We start from the raw sequence: 16,531 nt of genomic DNA on the forward strand, positions 1-16,531 counted from the left end.
GGGCTACTTTAATATTAAAGCTCCCTCCACCGGGAGCTTTTTTAATATAAAATAGACTATAAACTATCAAATGAACCAAGATCTGATCAAAGTGTTGGCCGATTCCAGCACCAAAATTCTTGCCGCAAATACCTCCGATGACCTCGAAAAAATTCGCATCGACCTCCTTGGCCGCCACGGCCTGATAAACCAGTTATTTTCTCAAATAAAAGTTGCCTCTGATCCCAAACAATACGGTTTTGACCTTAACCATCTCAAAAAACAAATTGAGCAATTACTCTCACAAAAATCAGCCGATATACAGCCAATAATAAGCCCAACAAAGTTAGAAACCAAAGATTCAATTTTTGCCTTACCAAATGTCGGCCATCTTCATCCCATCACTCAAACCGAACGTCAGATAAACAACCTGTTTCGCAAGTTAGGTTTTTCTGTTTACGATGGTCCCGAAATAGAAACCGACGAATTTTGTTTTCAACGGCTTAACGTTCCGGCCGATCACCCCGCTCGGGAAATGCAAGACAGCATTTATATAAAAGAGCCGGATTATTTATTACGCACCCAAACCTCATCTATCGAAGCCCGGCTTTTATCATCCGAAAAACCACCCTTCAAAGCAGCTTTTCCGGGCAAAACCTATCGCAACGAAAAAGTTACCAAAAGTAACCACTTTATCTTTCACCAATACCAGGGAGTTGCCGTGGACAGGCATATAACCCTAAAAGATCTTATCGGTACTTTTGACCTCCTGTTCAAAGAGCTATATGGACCCGATGTCAAAGTTCGCTATCGGTGCAAATACTATCCCGAGGTAGAACCTGGTATGGGGCTAGATCTCCAGTGTTTCAACTGCCACGGTACCGGCTGTCCTATCTGCAAAGGCGCCGGTTGGATGGAAATGGGCGGATCCGGCATCATCCACCCCAAAGTTCTCCAAATGGCCGGCATTGACCCCAAAGAGTGGCGCGGGTTTGCCTTCGGTCTTGGTCTCGACCGTTGGGTTATGGCCAAATTCAATATCAAGGACATCCGCACCCTGCTAGGCGGCAATCTTGCCTACAAACCAAACGAACTATGAAACTAATTATTTCTGAGTTAAAAAAACTATTACCAAATTTATCCGTAGATCCGGAAACCCTACGCGACGATTTAACCATGTTGGGCCATTTTGCCTCCGGATTGAAAAAAATTGATGGCGAAATCGTCTTTGATCTGGAAATCCGCCAAAACCGAGCCGATTGTCTCGGCTACTACGGCCTCGCTCTCGACCTATCCGTTTTTTATAATATTAATCTAATTTTACCAACACATCCAGTTTTACAGATTACAGACCTGCCCGCCAGTCAGGCGGGTTACCGATTACCAATTACCATAAACTCCCCCGATGTTAAGAGAATTCAGGCCATCAAAATCTCCGATCTAAAAATTGCCCCTTCACCAAATTGGTTAATTAAGTTTCTCACTCTTCACGACATCAATCCCATCAACAACCTCGTTGACCTCACCAACTACGCCATGTTGGTTTATGGCATCCCTTGTCATGCTTTCGATACGGCCAAGACCACCGATAATTTGATTTGGGAAAACAATTCAAAATACAAAAGTCTTGTTTCCCTCGACGGCACTACTCTGGCATTAAAAGATAACCTCATTATTAGCAATCCCCATGAATGTCTGTCTTTGGGGTTTATTGGAGGTAAGAATTCGGGCATCGAAAATTCAACGGGCGATACTATTTTAGAAATGGCCATTTACAACCCCACCCGTATCCGCGCCGATTCCCGTAACTTAAAAACAATTACCGAGGCATCCATTCGTCTTGATAAGTTTTTAGACACCGAAACCATACCTCAAGCTTTCGCTTTTTTAGTGGACAATGTTTTAAAAATTTGCGGTGGCACTGTTTCTAGCCAATTATTTGAACAATACCCCCAAAAACCCAGTCCCATTTTTATCCCTTTTGATCCGTCCAAACCATCCCAATACGCCGGTATAAATATCCCTGTTAATTTTTCGGTTGATATATTAACCCGTCTTGGCTGCAAAATTAATGCAAATTTAGTCACTCCGCCGTCTCTCCGAAAAGATATCACCATCGAAGAAGATCTGATCGAAGAAGTCATCCGATTTTACGGCTACAACAAAATCCCCCTTGATACCCCAATCTCTGCCAATCCTCTAGCGGATATCACCCCAAAAATTCTGCATTTAATCGAATCACTCAAAGACAGTTTGGTTTCCCTTGGCTACGACGAAGTCCGTTCCTGGCCTCTCGTTCAAAAACCATTATCCCGAAACGCAATTTATACCCAAAATTCCATAAATTCTGAATACCCGGTTTTAAGGGAATCAATTGTTCAATCCCTCAAAAACCAACTGGACCAGTTCAATCGATACAAATTACCCCAACCCCGCTTTTTCGAAATCGGCAAAATATATTATCAACAAGACAAAGAGTACCGCGAAAAATACGCTCTTGGTATTTCCAGTCACGATTCCGACAAGCTGATTTCCGACATCGAAAGCATATTTCAAAAAAAGTTTTCCACTTTTAACTCCCAAAAAATGCAAAACCAACTTTTTGTTGAAATTATTCTCGACGATCTAGAAAAACCAATAGCTTATCTCCCAAAAAACACCACCAATACCGCCATCGAGCTCACTTCTCAGATTATTACTCTCGACGCCAACGTTACATTTGATTCTCGACAGGATCCCATTTCTCTAATCCGGCAATACACCAAAACTATTGGTCCTCAATATCTTTGGCAAATTATCGTCACCGACGAATACCAGGACCAACCGACGGGCAAATATCGTTACACTTTTCGTGTCTCCTATTACAACTGCGACGACAAAACCGCCAAACAGCTCCATCTCAAATCTTTCGACCTGATCAAAATTTAAAGTCAAAACTCCCCGTCAAATGACAAGCTATATTCTCCCTTGTCAAAGGGAGAAACCCCGAAAAGGGGAGAGGGATTATAAACCGGTCGTTCCCACAGTTGGTACCACCGTTGGCACAATAGTCACCGTCGCCATCATTGTTGGTGTCGGAATAGTTACCGTTGGTGTTGCTGTTGGTGGCACGGGGGTAATTGTAGCAGTAGGGGAGGGGCTCCAATTCCAGGGCAAATTTACACCGATACTTACGTCAGCCACCCCGAAGCTTCCGTCTTTATCAACCGCCTTAACCTTAATTTTATAAAGCCCATCTTTTAAACTAACCTTGGTTTCATATGGCTTCTCAGTCCACACTTTCTTTTCCTCATCGTTAATCCACATTTTGACCTCAACAATCTTTTTCAGAGATGAGGTGTGAACCTTCACCTCAAAATCATTCCCCACTGTCGTTTCATGGTACGGATTATCAAATCCGATACTCACCATCCCGTCAGTCCGACAATAGTCTTCCGGGGGGTTATATTTATTTTTATCAGCTTGTTGACCAATCCACTCGTCTATTCCTTCCTGCCACCTATTTCTCCCATCTTTCGAAACAGGATCTTCTTCGGCCAATTTTATATATTCCTTTTCTTCGTAATTATTCGAGGCGATATCCTGAGGCGTCGCCAACCCCGCCTTGTCACCCTTACACACTCTCAGCTTCATATGAATCGGATCCGAAATTTTCGGCTGCGTTCCGTCAATAAAATATTCTGTCCTGGAGGGAAAACCGTCATGTGCCGGATATCCGGACAATCTGTCAACTTCCGCCGACACAATCCTGTCCGGGATGGGAAAATCCTGTTTTGGTCGTGTTGGAACTATCAAAAGCATAATCCTTTTCCAGATGGGGCTAGCTCCGGAAACACCCGAAGCCACTTTCAGCATTTGGCTGTTATCGTTGTTTCCCACCCAAGTGGCCACCAACAAGTTCGGTGTCCAGCCGATCGCCCAGTTATCACGTTTATCATTAGTCGTTCCGGTCTTTACCGCCACCTGATAATTTGGAATTATCAGCCCATTTACCGCCCCAAAAGTTATTTCTCTTGCAGAATTATCAGACAAAATATTGGATATAATAAATGCCTCTTGCGGCGTCATTACCCTTTTGGAATCAATCTGTCGAAACTCCTCCATCACCCGACCGTTGCTATCCTCCACCCTAAGCACCCCCGTCAGCTCTTTTTTCCATCCCGTATTGGCAAACGAGCTATAAGCCGCCGCCAATTCAATCATCCGTACTTCCGCCCCACCCAAAGTCACCGCCAGTCCATATCTTGACAGATTTTCTTTTGTCGGTTCCAAAGTTGTCAAACCCATCTCAAACGCCTGCTGCAGCATCTTCTCCAGTCCCACATTGGCAAGCATTTTGACCGCTGTCGTGTTTATAGAATTGCCCAGGGCATTTCGCAAAGAGATCGGCCCCAAAAATTTACCGGTATAGTTCTGTGGTTTATAATCTTTCTGTCCCTGCGTACCGGCAAAAGTTACTGGCGTATCCATAATCAAACTCCCGGCCGTCCACCCCTTTTTAATTGCCGTCAGATAGGTAACCGGTTTAATAGCCGATCCGGGCTGCCTTAGTCCCTGTGTCACTACATTAAAATTACCGTCTGTTTTATCCGAATTGTACCCCCTCGACCCCACCATCGCCAAAACCTGTCCGGTCACCGGATCAACCACCAGAGCCGCCCCGTTACTTATACCCATTTTTTCCGCTTTATCAATTTCCTCCGCCACTATCTTTTGCACTTCGTCCTGCAGCTTCAAATCAAGTGTGGTAGTAATTTTCAAGCCTCCGCCTTCAACCACATCCTCGCCGTACTTTTTTGCCAATTCCTCTTTAACCCAAAAGATAAAATGGGGCGAGACAATCTGGCTCGAGTTATCAAAAAACTTATAATCCACAGATTGCTTTATCGCCTCATTGTACTGATCCGTGTTTATGTATTCGTCCTGCAGCATTCGATCCAAAACATGTTTAGTTCTGGCCACATAGGCCTTGGGCGTCGTCGAAAAAGGACTGTACACACTCGGTCTTTGGGGTAATCCTGCCAAAATCGCGCTTTCCACCAGATTCAATTCAGACACCGGCTTGCCAAAATACTGTTCGGATGCCGTTCCCACCCCCCAGGCTGTACCACCATATGGAGCCTCGTTCAGATACATCAAAAGTATCTCGTCCTTCTTGTATTTGGCCTCAATCTGCATCGCCAAAATCAATTCTTTAATCTTCCGCGTTACGCTCCGCTCCGAAGTCAACAAAACATTTTTAACCAGTTGCTGAGTTAAAGTCGATCCTCCGGTTAAATGGCCCAGCACAAAATAGTTTTTTACGATTCGAAAAGGGGTTAGCGGGTCAAAACCCTTATGGCTATAAAATTCCTTATCCTCCACTGCTACGGTCGCTTTTTTCAAATAATCTGGTATCTCTTCCCACACGATAGGTGTTCTTTTAATATCCTTGTAGACATCATACAAAAGCTCCCCGTTTCGGTCAAAGATTTTACTGGAAAATCCCTCCCTTCTGACTACTTTGGACGGTGTCGGCAAATCCTTGGCATACCAGGCAAACAGCACAAAAATTCCTACAAACCCCGCCAAAATCATCACCAACGCAAAAACAAAAAATCCCATCAACAATCGACGCCTATCGATTTTCGGTCTCTTTTTTAACATATCGCAAATCTTTCTTCTTATTTTATCCACACACTTAAAAAGGGAACCATCCCGGATAATAATAATATCACCATTGCAAAAACCAATACAGCTTTCTTAATGGTTTTAGCCTTTACTTTCATAAGCAATGATAACATAGCATATGAATTCTCTGTCCGAAATCCCGCTTCTGGGCCCAAAGACCATCGAGAAACTAAAAAAACTAAATATCCACACCCCCGCAGATCTGATCAATCACTTTCCAGTTAGATATATAGACTTTTCAAAAATTACCAAAATTTCGGATTTAGAGCTAGACTCTAGCTCAACTGTTACCGGAAAAATAATTAGTTTTCAAAATATTTATACCCGCTATGGGAAAAATATCCAAAAGGCAGTCGTAGCCGATCAAAGCGGCCAAATCAATCTAATCTGGTTTAACCAACCCTACCTTTCAAAAAACCTGCCCATCGGCCAAACTTTTAGTTTCGCCGGCACGGTTTCTCTTTTCCAAAACAAAAAAACCATAATAAGTCCGGAATACGGAGCTTACAATACCGGCAAAATTATCGCTGTTTATCCCGAAACCAAAGGTCTGTCGTCAAAATGGTTTCGCAAAATTATTCAAACCAATATTCTCTCGCTATCCGCCAATATAACCGAAAATTTACCCGCCTTGATCTTAAAAAAATTCCACCTTGTAGATAAAAAACAAGCTTACCTCCAAATCCACATTCCCTCAGGCGTTGCCCATCTCAACCTGGCCCGAAACCGTCTGGCCGTCGACGAGATTCTCTCTCTGCAAGCGCTCTCTTACTTGAAAAAACAAAAATGGTTAACCTATCGGCCCAAAAAGATATTTAAATTATCCAAGATTTTTGACTCCCAAATCACTGACTTTATAAAAACTCTGCCCTTCAAACTCACCAAAACTCAGGAAATTGCCTGGGAGGAAATAAGAGGGGACTTAACTTCAAAAACCGCCCCCACTAATCGTTTACTTCAGGGCGACGTCGGCTCCGGAAAAACTATTGTTGCCATGCTTTCCTGTATTTTAGCCTCTCAAAACAAAAGCGTTTCTCTTTTAATTGCCCCCACCGAGATTCTAGCCAAACAGCATTTTGACAATTTTTGCCAATTATTAAATCACCAAAAAATCCCCGTCTATCTTCTTACCGCCCATTCAAAAATCGACCTCAAAAAAATTGAAAATAATTCCGTTCTCGTTGCCACTCACGCCGCCATCTTCAAAAAATCCGAGTTAAAAAGAAAGATAGGGTTACTCATAATCGACGAACAACACAAATTTGGTGTCGAACAAAGATCCTTCCTCTCTTCTTCTTCCAATCCTCCTCATTGTCTCACCATGACTGCCACCCCAATCCCTCGGACCATCAGTCTGACTCTTTTAGGAAATCTTGATCTCTCGCTTCTCGACAGTCTCCCCCAAAACAGGCTAAAAATAAAAACCTTCCTCGTCCCCAAAGCCAAATCAGTCGACTGTTATCACTGGATTAAAAAAACGGTTCAAACTACCCATCAACAGGTTTTTTATGTCTGTCCTTTTATCGAACCCTCAGAAACTCTCTCCACCGTCAAATCAGCCATCCACGAGTTTGATCACCTCAAAAATACTGTCTTTCCCGACCTGAAACTCGATCTGATTCATGGCAAAATGAAAACTCCCGACCGGGAAAAAATCATCAATAAATTTCGGGAAAACAAAACCAACATTCTCGTCACTACTCCGATCATCGAGGTAGGAATAGATATTCCAAACGCCTCTGTCATCGTCATCCAATCGGCCGACAGATTCGGCCTGGCCCAACTTCATCAGCTTCGTGGCCGTGTCGGCCGAAGTTCAAATCAAAGTTACTGCTATCTGTTTACCGAGTCAGACAACGAAAAAGCAATTAAGCGCCTAAACTATCTTGCCGAAAACCACCACGGCCAAAAAATTGCCGAATATGACCTTAGTCTCCGGGGTCCGGGTGAAGTCTTTTCCACTCTCCAACACGGCTTCCCCTCACTAAAAATCGCCTCATTTTCCAATGCTTCCCTCATCAACCAATGTCAACAGATTCTCAAATACATTCTCGATACAACTCCTGCCTTTGACTTACATCAGTTAGTCAATCACACCTTTTTCAACGATTCTCTCTCCTCATAGAACTCTATTAAACTTGATTACTTTTTATTGTATTATGATATGGATAATATAAATAAATACTCTGTACAAATAGTGCTAAACATCTCATATATGTATTGACCAAAAGGTATTTTACAGTGTATACTATAGTCAATCAACGCTCCGGTCATGCGAAAGCCCACCGGAGTTTTTTGTGTCATAATACACTCAATGAACAGTAATAAAGTAGCATTATTTATCGATGGAGAGAACCTAAGACACTATGTGGAGCAAGTTTTGCTAGATGGCGGCTTTAAAAAACACGAATTTTCTATCCTAAACATTGATTTTGAGAAAATGTTTAAAGGTGCTTTGAGTGGTTTAAACATAGTAACCAAAATATATTATTCTGCAAAACTTCAGGTCACACCCGAAACAGAAAAAACTTCCCGGTTGTTAGTCAACAAACAAAGATTTTTAAAAACAAGGTTAGAAAAACAAAAGTATCAGTTTTTAATTGCCGGAAAAGTAAGGCCACAACTTATAGACGACGGCAACAAAAAGAAAATTGTATTCAAAGAAAAAGGTGTTGATGTTCGCATTGCAGTTGACCTAGTAAAAAGTGCGTTTGATCGTAATTTTAATACCGTTGTTTTGTGTAGTTCAGATTCTGATCTTCAACCGGCAATAAAAGAAGCCAGAAGTCGGGGGCTAGAAATTATTTACTTAGGATTCGAGTCAATGCCAAACAAGGGGTTAACCTTTACCACCAATAAAACAATTTTACTCAGGAGTTCTGAGATAATAAACGCCATCGACAAAACCACTCAGCTTGAAGCCTTTGATCTTCAAAAATAATCTGTCAACTCTAATCTTGACATCCACTAGATGGGCTTATAAAATACAGTTATGTCACCAATAATAGAGATAAAACCGGACCCAGACCAAGGAGAGACATTCAAACCAATATCTGTCCCCGTTTCTCGGAAAACAGTACCATCCATAGTAACCGCTTTATGCCTGGCACCGGCAATAGCAAATGATGATGCTTCTAAAGAACAAGTTAGGGAAGCTTTAGTGGATCTAGCTCGAGCGTTTCGAAGAACTTTTTCGCGATAACCATAGTTAGTTAATTGCCAGTCAACTTTCTACTTTCAACTTTCTACTTTCTACTCTATAATACCCCTATATGACAGCCTTACCTAAACATTGGCCATCCAGTCGCCGCCAGGGAAAAAGACGTGCCAGTCAAACCGGCCCAAAACTTCAAAAAACCGTTAGCTGCAAACACTGCGGCCAGCCAAAAATGGCCGGCTATCAATGCTCAAACTGTAAACAGTGAAAAGTAAATTCGACCCCCGTCATATAAAAAGGATCAAAAACATGCAGGCGCTTTTTGCTCACGCCTGTAGAAACTCTGAACCGATCACCCAAGATACCGCCGACATTATTGCCCACCTCCCGGAAATCGATACCATAATCCAGGAAAATGCCCCCAAATGGTCAATCGACAAAATAAATCGAATCGATTTAAGTATCCTAAGATATGCTCTTTGGGAATTAATTTTTCAAAAAAAAGCCCCCCCAAAAGTCGCCATCGATGAAGCCATCGAAATGGCAAAAGAATTTGGCACCGAAACCTCCTCCTCTTTCGTCAACGGAGTAATCGGTTCAGCTGCCAACAAATTGGGGCTACTGGAACAAAATGCCCCACAACCAGAACCAAAATCAGCTTGAAAAATTAATCGGCGTAAAATTCAAAGATCCCCAAATCCTCAATCAGGCGTTAATCCATCGGTCATATCTCAACGAAAACAAAAATCTCATGTTACTTTCAAACGAAAGATACGAATTTTTGGGTGACGCCGTTTTGGAAATGTGGATTTCCGAAACCCTTTTTAAAATGTTCCCGCACTATAGCGAAGGGGACCTCACCAACCTCCGTGCCCTAATTGTCTGTACCCAAAATTTAGCCCTGGTCTCCGCCTCCTACAACCTTGGCGACTATATCTATTTGTCAAAAGGAGAGGAAACCCACGGCGGCCGGACCAACACCTCCATCCTGGCCGATACTTTCGAAGCCGTTCTCGGCGCCGTCTTCCTCGATCGTGGTTACAAAGTCTCCTTTGAGTTTCTAAAAACTGCCCTCTCAAAAAACGTAACCGAAATCGCAAAACAAAAAATTTACAAAGATCCCAAAAGCATTTTCCAGGAAATTGCCCAGGAGGTTAGGGGAGTCACCCCTCACTACCAAACAATCAGTGAATCCGGTCCCGACCACCAAAAAACTTTCGAAGTCGGAGTATTTTTAAATGATGAGATGATCGCCTCCGGCACCGGTAATTCCAAACAAAAAGCCGAAGAAAACGCCTCCCAAAAAGCCTCCGAAATCATCTCCGGCTAAAACTCCATTACTTTAAACTTTCGACAAATTAGGTTATAATCCCCCATATGCTAAAAATTAAACTTACTCCAAGAGGGACAAAACATCACCTCAGTTACCGGATAGTTGTCTCCGAAGCCAGAAGCAAATATAACGGAAATTTTGCCGACGATCTCGGCTTCTATACTCCCCAAACCAAAACCCTGCAAGTCAACAAAGAAAAAATCGTTGATTGGCAAAAAAAGGGGGCCATCCTTACTGTCGGCGTAGATAAACTTTTGAACCCCAAAAAAATTCCTAAAAAAACTAAAAAAACCACCAAAGATACTAAAGCCGAAACTCCGAAAGTAGAGGAAAAAGTTAAAGAATAATTATGGCCAAAATCACCGAAACTCTCGAATATATCGTAAAAGCCATTACCCCCGCCGATTCAGCTATCACCATCGAAGAAAGGGACGAAAACGGTCTTTTAATTCTCGAAATTGTTGCCCCCACCGAGCTTATCGGGCAAATCATCGGGAAAGAAGGCAAAATAATCAAATCAATCCGCACCATCCTTAACCTGACTTATCCAAATACTAAGTTTACTCTCGATATCAGGGGTTAAACGGATCTTTCCTGTCGTATTTTACAAATGTCTTTTTCTCGTCACTTTCCCCCAGTTCGATTTTCGCCCGTGGAGTATCTTCAATCGGGGTAAAGGCGGAAAGTTTTTTTAGCACATCAGTTTCTTCCTGTTTCATAACCAAATCCGCCAACGAGATGTTGGCTGATTTTTCCACCGTCTTTTCGCTCAAATAGTACGAGGACATATCAAGAGTCAGCTCCATTACCTGTCCCACCGACCGGACGTTAAAACTATCTATCGACAAAATCGGCAAATTTCTCTCAATCCCCAAAAGTAGCCCCAGATACCCCTCCTTGGGGCCAACAATAACCACTTTAATAGGTAGTTTCGGCTCTACTTCATTCCGACTCACGGTTCCCGGGCTGATCATAAAACTTTCCACCACAAAACCATGCTTTTCCGATATTCTCCGGATTATATTAACCAGATAGTACGAATCCTTCCCGTTCATCAGCGCGCTTTCCAAACTTTCCGCCTGGCTTTTCATTTCCGCCTGATCAACCTGTGTTAAATAGGCAATCTTTTCCCTAAGATCTTTTGTCTTTTGCGCAAATTTACTCGATTCTCCCTTCATCGAATTCATTTGCTCAATTCTGGGCGTCACCACTACATTTATGCTTATTAGCACAATTATTACCAATATGACCGGCCAAATATAAATAACCAACAAATTACCTTCAATCCCAAAAACCTTATCAGGGAGATTCATTTTAAAATATTTCATTTTATCTTCACCTCCATATCAAAAGTCCATCCTTTTTCAGTTGAATACACCAACGAATTTAGCTTTGCCGACATAAAACCCTCAGACAAACCGTCGTTAACATCCCGAACAATTTCCTCCAGTGTATCTACCTCTTTCCAATCAGGCACCACCCCCGAAACACTAAAAATTTTTTGGCTTTTAAGTTCATATTTGTCCAGGTTAATCACCGATGGAAACAAAGTAGTTACCGTTTGAAAAGCTTTCCCATACTCAAACCTTTTGTTCAATATTTCTCCCACAATTTTTGCCCGATATTTCAGTTGTTCACTGTTTAATACTGCATCAGAGATTCCCTGAAAATCTGTTACCGCTTTCTTATATTTCTTTTCATCTGCCACTAGAGCCATTTTTGCCAAAAACCAAAACAAAAAAACAACCACCAACCCCAAAACCCAGAGCACCGAGATCAAAATCATTACCCTACTTACCTGGGACTTAACTTTGATTCTCGCCGCCTGAAATTTTGCCTGAGATGGCAACAGGTTTAAATCCGCGCTCATACCAACCCCCTTAATCCTAGCCCCACCGCCAGACTAAATCGACATCCCTCAGACGCCAAATTTATCGGTATCACTAGCTTAGTCGTGTCAATATGCAAAAACGGTTGGATAACCTGCACCTCCACTCCCAATAATCTGGTTATCTCTTCAGCCAATCCCGGCAAATTAGCCCCACCACCGCTTAAAACTAGCAAATCCACCGGCCGACCCTGCTCTTCCAGAAAAAGTGACATTGCTTTTCTGATCTCATCCGCCATGTTACTAAACACCGGCGCAATCGCATTTTTAATCTTGCCCTCCAGTTCCATTTCCTTCATCCCATATGCTTTTTTGTATTCTTCCGCCGAGGCCATATCCAACCCCAAGTTAACCGAAATTGCCCTGGTTATAGACTCACCCCCCACCGACATTGATCGAGTAAAGGCAATATTCTTTTTGTTCAAGCTAACAATGTCAGAATACTTTTCTCCCATATCAATTAGCATTATCCCTTGCACGTTCGATACCGAGCTATTCAAAACCCTCTTCATCGCCACCGCCGGAGACTCCAGTGCCAAAAGTTCCAATCCCGCAAATTTAAACAATTTAACATACGCCTGAATTAGTTCATTTCGAGCCGCAATTGCAAATACTGCCAATCTTCCGGCACTATCTTTTTCGACAATTTCATAATCTATCGACACCTGGTCAAGTGGGTAGGGGACAAAGGTCTCCGCCTCAAACTTCAACGCATCTCTAATTTCACTGTCTTTCAGTGGCGGTAGTCTAATCAATCGGCTGATTACTTCATCTTCCGGCAGACAAGCCACTACATTTCTGGCTTTTATTTTTAGATCAGACAACAGCAGTCTAATTGCGGCCACCACCTCCTCAACTGGCTTATTTTTAGTTGTACTCTTTATCCAGTCATAGTTGGGGGTTTTTGTCTCCCCGATAGATTCCAAAGACAACCCTGATTTATCTCCGCTTATCTGGACGACTTTTATCGAACCCATCCCGATATCCAAGCCAAAAAAATCACTCATACTCTAAGTATAGCCATACTTTCTCACTTACTCAACACACGGCTGCCAGATGTTATCGCGTCCATCATAAAAAATGGTACTTTATAGCCTCTTACGACCGTTACCTTTTTGTTCACACCAACATTGCTTAAATCTCCTGCCCGTCCCACCGATGTAATCTCCTCGCCCTGAGACGGAAAATCATACGCTGCGTTGCTCATCGATACCCTGGTGTTATTAAACAAAGGTGTCACGGAAACTAAAAGAGTCTTATTCCCCATTCCCAGGGGGAAATTAAAACAGCCCAAAGTCAAAGCCTGGTCAACAAATCCACTCACGCTATCGCTGCCGCCACCGATATTAAACCCATACCTTCCGACCTTATATTCATCCGTTGCTCCGTCTTTATAAAAATAATCAACCTTCAGCGCCCCGACAAAGGCACTGTCAACACATATGTCTACGTCCGTACCGATAAAATGATTCGAGCTGATTGATCCGTCAGTATTATGTTCCACCAACCAAAATAACGCCTTCTGATTCTTCAAGGTATAATTCTCAAAGTTCAACTCGTGAACCCCCACTCCACCCAACTGCCTCACCGTTACATCTGCCCTTTCCTGATTACCAGGATTTGAATAACTGGTTTTAGTCCCTTCAGAGCCAAGATAATAATCAATTCCGGATTCTGCAGCACTAAAAGCTTTCTTTAGCAGCTCCTCGTCGGTATCAATTCTGGTTTCCACCGTCGTCTTTTTGGAAATTGATAGCCCGAATGTCAATACCACCGCCGACACTATAAGCACGATCAGTGCCACCTGGCCACTTTTTCCCTTAATTATAAATTTTAAATTAAGAATTATAAATTTTTTCACTTATCTTCCCTCCTTCCAGCCCGACAATACTTTTGTCAATTCTGCTGGCAAATTAAACATTAAATCCGATCGGTAGTTAACCAAAACTGCCGGTTTTGTGTTGTTTATTATCTTATCAGTATATCCTCTTGTTAAACTAATATCTCCGCCGGGAGTATAAATCACCCCGTTTATCACCAATTGCTCTGCCGAGACTCCTGGTGTCTCAAAGCCACCGTTTGCCAGAAATATCCCGTCCACCTGATTCACCGTCTCTTGGACTGTAATTTTACCCGAAACTACCACCATCAAAAACCCCACAGGATTTCTCACGATGTCCTCGTCAATCGAAAGATTCCCATTCACAAACACCACCCCTGTTACTCCGGCTCCCAAATTACTCCAGACAGTGTTCCCCTCAGATACCACTGCCGGCCTCATTATCTTTCTAAAATAATCATAATCGTATTTTTCTCCTATAACATTGGATTCCAGCCCCCAGTCGTGCACCTCACCATACTTACACAAACTGCCGCAACCCGAGCTGTTAGAAATAATCGGCGCCGCCACCAATCCATTACTACCGCCCAAGCCACCAATAGCGATTGCCGGAATACAAGTGGTGTCAATTGCGCAAGTCACCGGGATATTATCAAGAATGGACACCATTGCCCCGATACCACCCGATGTCACCTGAAACCACGGCCCCTGGTCTGCTGCCGTCACATAGTCTACCTTTATCTTTGGCTCTGTTTGGTAAGGGTTAACCACCTGATTAGTTATGTTTAGCCTGGTTGCTGCCGGGCAATTTTCCAAAACCCTTTCCCCGTCATTCACATCCGTAATCTTTAGCAGTCCGCTCAATACCGGATCCGTCCCAAGTAGCTCAGGGTCAAAATCAGGTGCATATTGTTGCCCAAAAATTAAATGATTTGCATTATCACTGTGATAATCAGAATCATTGTCCGCAGTCATTGTTCTGTTAGAAAATTTGTACAGGGAAGAAACATCTTCATACATCAGTCCGCCAAATCCTACACTGTCCGCAATCGGAATCGAATATCCGGTATGAGGACAGACCGCCAATAGATCGGCGCTACTGTCATAAACAGTTCCGACTACCTCCACCACACAATCCCACACCTTAAATTGTCTATTCATTTCCATCCAACCGCCAACACCTGTACTCAACAGACCTCCCCAGGTATCCTCAGCATAAACAAAAAGATCATAGCCGTCAGTCGCGGCCGGCCAACCACTCAAATCATTAAAGGTTACTGCAAATGTCACTGTCTTATCACTTCCGTTGGTTGTAGCCGTCGATCCAACCGTTACGTTACCACTACGCAAACCGGTCACGCTTATCCCCGCCGTCATATCATAGTGCAAACTCAAATCAGTACCATCACCAAATCTTAGCTCTACTATCTGAATCTCATCATGAACCGGAGAGGTAGAGTTATCAGGGTCGGTCACTGTCACATTAAATTTCACGATTCTCTCACCGGTTGCGGTAAAAAAAACGGGATCACATACATGGTTTCTAATTCCGGTAACAGGAATCTCCGTCGGCGTCGGCGCCAGGGTAACCACTGCCGTCGGCTCTGCTGTTGGCACAACCACCGGATCCATACAGATAGCATATGTTTTCAAATCGGTTGGCCATTCCCTCATCCAATACAACTGCCTGTCAGCCAAATTTTGTTTACACCTCAATTGATAATTTGTCCCCCCCGTCAAGCTAAATTCCGCCGACTGAAAAGACATTGCCTTCCAACCCTCACCGGCGTCAATGTTAAAATCTACCGAACTACCTTCCGTCGAGATATCTACTGTTCCCATAGAATCGGTTACCTTACAGTCCAAATGGTTCGTAAACGATCCGCCCCTCTGGCTACCCGCCTTGACTAAAACTCCGTTAACAGTTCCGCTAAAAGAAGGAGTAAACGACATTGTCATCCAATCATTCGATATAAAATTTACAGGACTCAAAGAAGCACTATCAAAAGAAACTCCCTGTGGATAAAATCCGGCATCCCCACAGGACGCGACAGTCGGTATCACTGCCCCTGTCGGAGTTGGGGGTGGAGCACAGGCAGCGCAGCTATAACTTCCGCCACCATGTACATATTGACAACTAGCCGGCGACCCGGCACAACCCATATGACAGCAATTTAATTCATATATCTCATTTCCCCAATCCTGAACACAGGTCGACGGGTCCGTTCTTACACCGCAGACACCACATGTACTGTCACACCCCGGATAAGTAGTCACCGGAAGGATACTGGTAGGTGTCGGAACGACTGTCGGCGGCGGTGCCGACGCCGAATACAGACAAGCGATAGAGCCATCTTGGTGATTGTGGTAGACATAATGGTATCCGCCTCCGTCAAGTGTCACCACGTATCCATCGGTAAACATCAGTCCACATACCCCCGCACTTGGACACCCGCAGCATGTATCGTCAAACGTCTTTGCTACAGCCGCCCCAGTAATTGAAGCAATACTTACTCCCGTCCTACTGGCCATATTTGCCTTATCAGTCGCCAAAGCTGTCGCCGCACTAGCCAATACGGATCTAGGTGTGTACCAAAAAACCACAGAAAAAAACAAAACTGCCAATAAAGCTATAAAACCTCTCGAAAAATTCATTCCAACATC

15 protein-coding genes are annotated in these 16,531 nt (G+C 43.3%); 9 read left to right on the forward strand and 6 right to left on the reverse strand.

Annotated elements, in window-relative coordinates:
• The first annotated feature begins 70 nt into the window (after positions 1–70).
• A complete protein-coding gene (locus tag WC841_02450) occupies positions 71–1,078 on the forward strand; it encodes a phenylalanine--tRNA ligase subunit alpha (protein MFA5828194.1) in 1,008 nt (335 codons plus the stop codon).
• Complete coding sequence (locus WC841_02455; protein MFA5828195.1) at positions 1,075–2,907, forward strand: phenylalanine--tRNA ligase beta subunit-related protein; 1,833 nt, start codon at positions 1,075–1,077, stop codon at positions 2,905–2,907. Before WC841_02450 ends, WC841_02455 begins: the two co-directional genes overlap by 4 nt.
• 75 nt (positions 2,908–2,982) lie before the next feature.
• Here the strand turns inward: WC841_02455 and WC841_02460 are convergent, their stop codons facing one another.
• Positions 2,983–5,625: a transglycosylase domain-containing protein gene (locus WC841_02460; GenBank protein ID MFA5828196.1), complete on the reverse strand. Its 2,643-nt coding sequence runs from the start codon at positions 5,623–5,625 to the stop codon at positions 2,983–2,985.
• Positions 5,626–5,767: 142 nt separating this feature from the next.
• On the opposite strand from WC841_02460, the gene WC841_02465 reads away from it, so the two are divergent.
• The 7 genes from WC841_02465 (at position 5,768) to WC841_02495 (ending at position 10,722) form a co-directional block, all read left to right on the forward strand.
• On the forward strand, positions 5,768–7,774 hold the full coding sequence (locus WC841_02465; protein MFA5828197.1) for an ATP-dependent DNA helicase RecG: 2,007 nt from the start codon (positions 5,768–5,770) through the stop codon (positions 7,772–7,774).
• A 189-nt stretch (positions 7,775–7,963) separates the two neighbouring features.
• Complete coding sequence (locus WC841_02470) at positions 7,964–8,590, forward strand: NYN domain-containing protein (GenBank protein ID MFA5828198.1); 627 nt, start codon at positions 7,964–7,966, stop codon at positions 8,588–8,590.
• A gap of 331 nt (positions 8,591–8,921) precedes the next feature.
• Positions 8,922–9,074: a 50S ribosomal protein L32 gene (rpmF, locus tag WC841_02475; protein MFA5828199.1), complete on the forward strand. Its 153-nt coding sequence runs from the start codon at positions 8,922–8,924 to the stop codon at positions 9,072–9,074.
• Positions 9,071–9,469: a transcription antitermination factor NusB gene (nusB, locus tag WC841_02480; protein ID MFA5828200.1), complete on the forward strand. Its 399-nt coding sequence runs from the start codon at positions 9,071–9,073 to the stop codon at positions 9,467–9,469. The genes rpmF and nusB overlap by 4 nt, the downstream gene beginning before the upstream one ends.
• Positions 9,438–10,136, forward strand: a complete 699-nt coding sequence (gene rnc, locus WC841_02485; GenBank protein ID MFA5828201.1) for a ribonuclease III — start codon at positions 9,438–9,440, stop codon at positions 10,134–10,136. Before nusB ends, rnc begins: the two co-directional genes overlap by 32 nt.
• 47 nt (positions 10,137–10,183) lie before the next feature.
• On the forward strand, positions 10,184–10,486 hold the full coding sequence (gene rpsP, locus WC841_02490; GenBank protein ID MFA5828202.1) for a 30S ribosomal protein S16: 303 nt from the start codon (positions 10,184–10,186) through the stop codon (positions 10,484–10,486).
• A gap of 2 nt (positions 10,487–10,488) precedes the next feature.
• Positions 10,489–10,722 (forward strand): KH domain-containing protein, encoded by a 234-nt coding sequence (locus WC841_02495; GenBank protein MFA5828203.1) that lies wholly within the window; start codon positions 10,489–10,491, stop codon positions 10,720–10,722.
• On the opposite strand, the gene WC841_02500 is transcribed toward WC841_02495, so the two are convergent.
• The 5 genes from WC841_02500 to WC841_02520 are packed head-to-tail and all read right to left on the reverse strand — an operon-like array spanning position 10,712 to position 16,522.
• Positions 10,712–11,452, reverse strand: a complete 741-nt coding sequence (locus WC841_02500) for a hypothetical protein (protein ID MFA5828204.1) — start codon at positions 11,450–11,452, stop codon at positions 10,712–10,714. The two genes, WC841_02495 and WC841_02500, sit on opposite strands and share 11 nt — an antisense overlap.
• Before the next feature lie 11 nt (positions 11,453–11,463).
• Complete coding sequence (locus tag WC841_02505; protein ID MFA5828205.1) at positions 11,464–12,009, reverse strand: hypothetical protein; 546 nt, start codon at positions 12,007–12,009, stop codon at positions 11,464–11,466.
• On the reverse strand, positions 12,006–13,034 hold the full coding sequence (pilM, locus tag WC841_02510) for a type IV pilus assembly protein PilM (protein ID MFA5828206.1): 1,029 nt from the start codon (positions 13,032–13,034) through the stop codon (positions 12,006–12,008). Before pilM ends, WC841_02505 begins: the two co-directional genes overlap by 4 nt.
• A gap of 23 nt (positions 13,035–13,057) precedes the next feature.
• Positions 13,058–13,888 carry a hypothetical protein gene (locus WC841_02515; GenBank protein MFA5828207.1) on the reverse strand — a complete coding sequence of 277 codons (831 nt, stop codon included), beginning with the start codon at positions 13,886–13,888 and terminating at the stop codon, positions 13,058–13,060.
• Positions 13,889–16,522: a hypothetical protein gene (locus WC841_02520; protein ID MFA5828208.1), complete on the reverse strand. Its 2,634-nt coding sequence runs from the start codon at positions 16,520–16,522 to the stop codon at positions 13,889–13,891.
• Positions 16,523–16,531: the final 9 nt, after the last annotated feature.

Source organism: Candidatus Shapirobacteria bacterium (genome assembly GCA_041659325.1).
Classification (GTDB): Bacteria; Patescibacteriota; Microgenomatia; order UBA12405; family UBA12405; genus JBAZYN01.

What these genes read in the sequence shown, in the direction of transcription:
- WC841_02450 (MFA5828194.1), top strand. Translation starts at nt 71, where the DNA reads ATGAACCAAGATCTGATCAAAGTGTTGGCCGATTCCAGCACCAAAATT.
- WC841_02455 (MFA5828195.1), top strand. Translation starts at nt 1,075, where the DNA reads ATGAAACTAATTATTTCTGAGTTAAAAAAACTATTACCAAATTTATCC.
- WC841_02460 (MFA5828196.1), bottom strand. Translation starts at nt 5,625, where the DNA reads ATGTTAAAAAAGAGACCGAAAATCGATAGGCGTCGATTGTTGATGGGA.
- WC841_02465 (MFA5828197.1), top strand. Translation starts at nt 5,768, where the DNA reads ATGAATTCTCTGTCCGAAATCCCGCTTCTGGGCCCAAAGACCATCGAG.
- WC841_02470 (MFA5828198.1), top strand. Translation starts at nt 7,964, where the DNA reads ATGAACAGTAATAAAGTAGCATTATTTATCGATGGAGAGAACCTAAGA.
- rpmF (MFA5828199.1), top strand. Translation starts at nt 8,922, where the DNA reads ATGACAGCCTTACCTAAACATTGGCCATCCAGTCGCCGCCAGGGAAAA.
- rnc (MFA5828201.1), top strand. Translation starts at nt 9,438, where the DNA reads ATGCCCCACAACCAGAACCAAAATCAGCTTGAAAAATTAATCGGCGTA.
- rpsP (MFA5828202.1), top strand. Translation starts at nt 10,184, where the DNA reads ATGCTAAAAATTAAACTTACTCCAAGAGGGACAAAACATCACCTCAGT.
- WC841_02495 (MFA5828203.1), top strand. Translation starts at nt 10,489, where the DNA reads ATGGCCAAAATCACCGAAACTCTCGAATATATCGTAAAAGCCATTACC.
- WC841_02500 (MFA5828204.1), bottom strand. Translation starts at nt 11,452, where the DNA reads ATGAATCTCCCTGATAAGGTTTTTGGGATTGAAGGTAATTTGTTGGTT.
- WC841_02505 (MFA5828205.1), bottom strand. Translation starts at nt 12,009, where the DNA reads ATGAGCGCGGATTTAAACCTGTTGCCATCTCAGGCAAAATTTCAGGCG.
- pilM (MFA5828206.1), bottom strand. Translation starts at nt 13,034, where the DNA reads ATGAGTGATTTTTTTGGCTTGGATATCGGGATGGGTTCGATAAAAGTC.
- WC841_02520 (MFA5828208.1), bottom strand. Translation starts at nt 16,522, where the DNA reads ATGAATTTTTCGAGAGGTTTTATAGCTTTATTGGCAGTTTTGTTTTTT.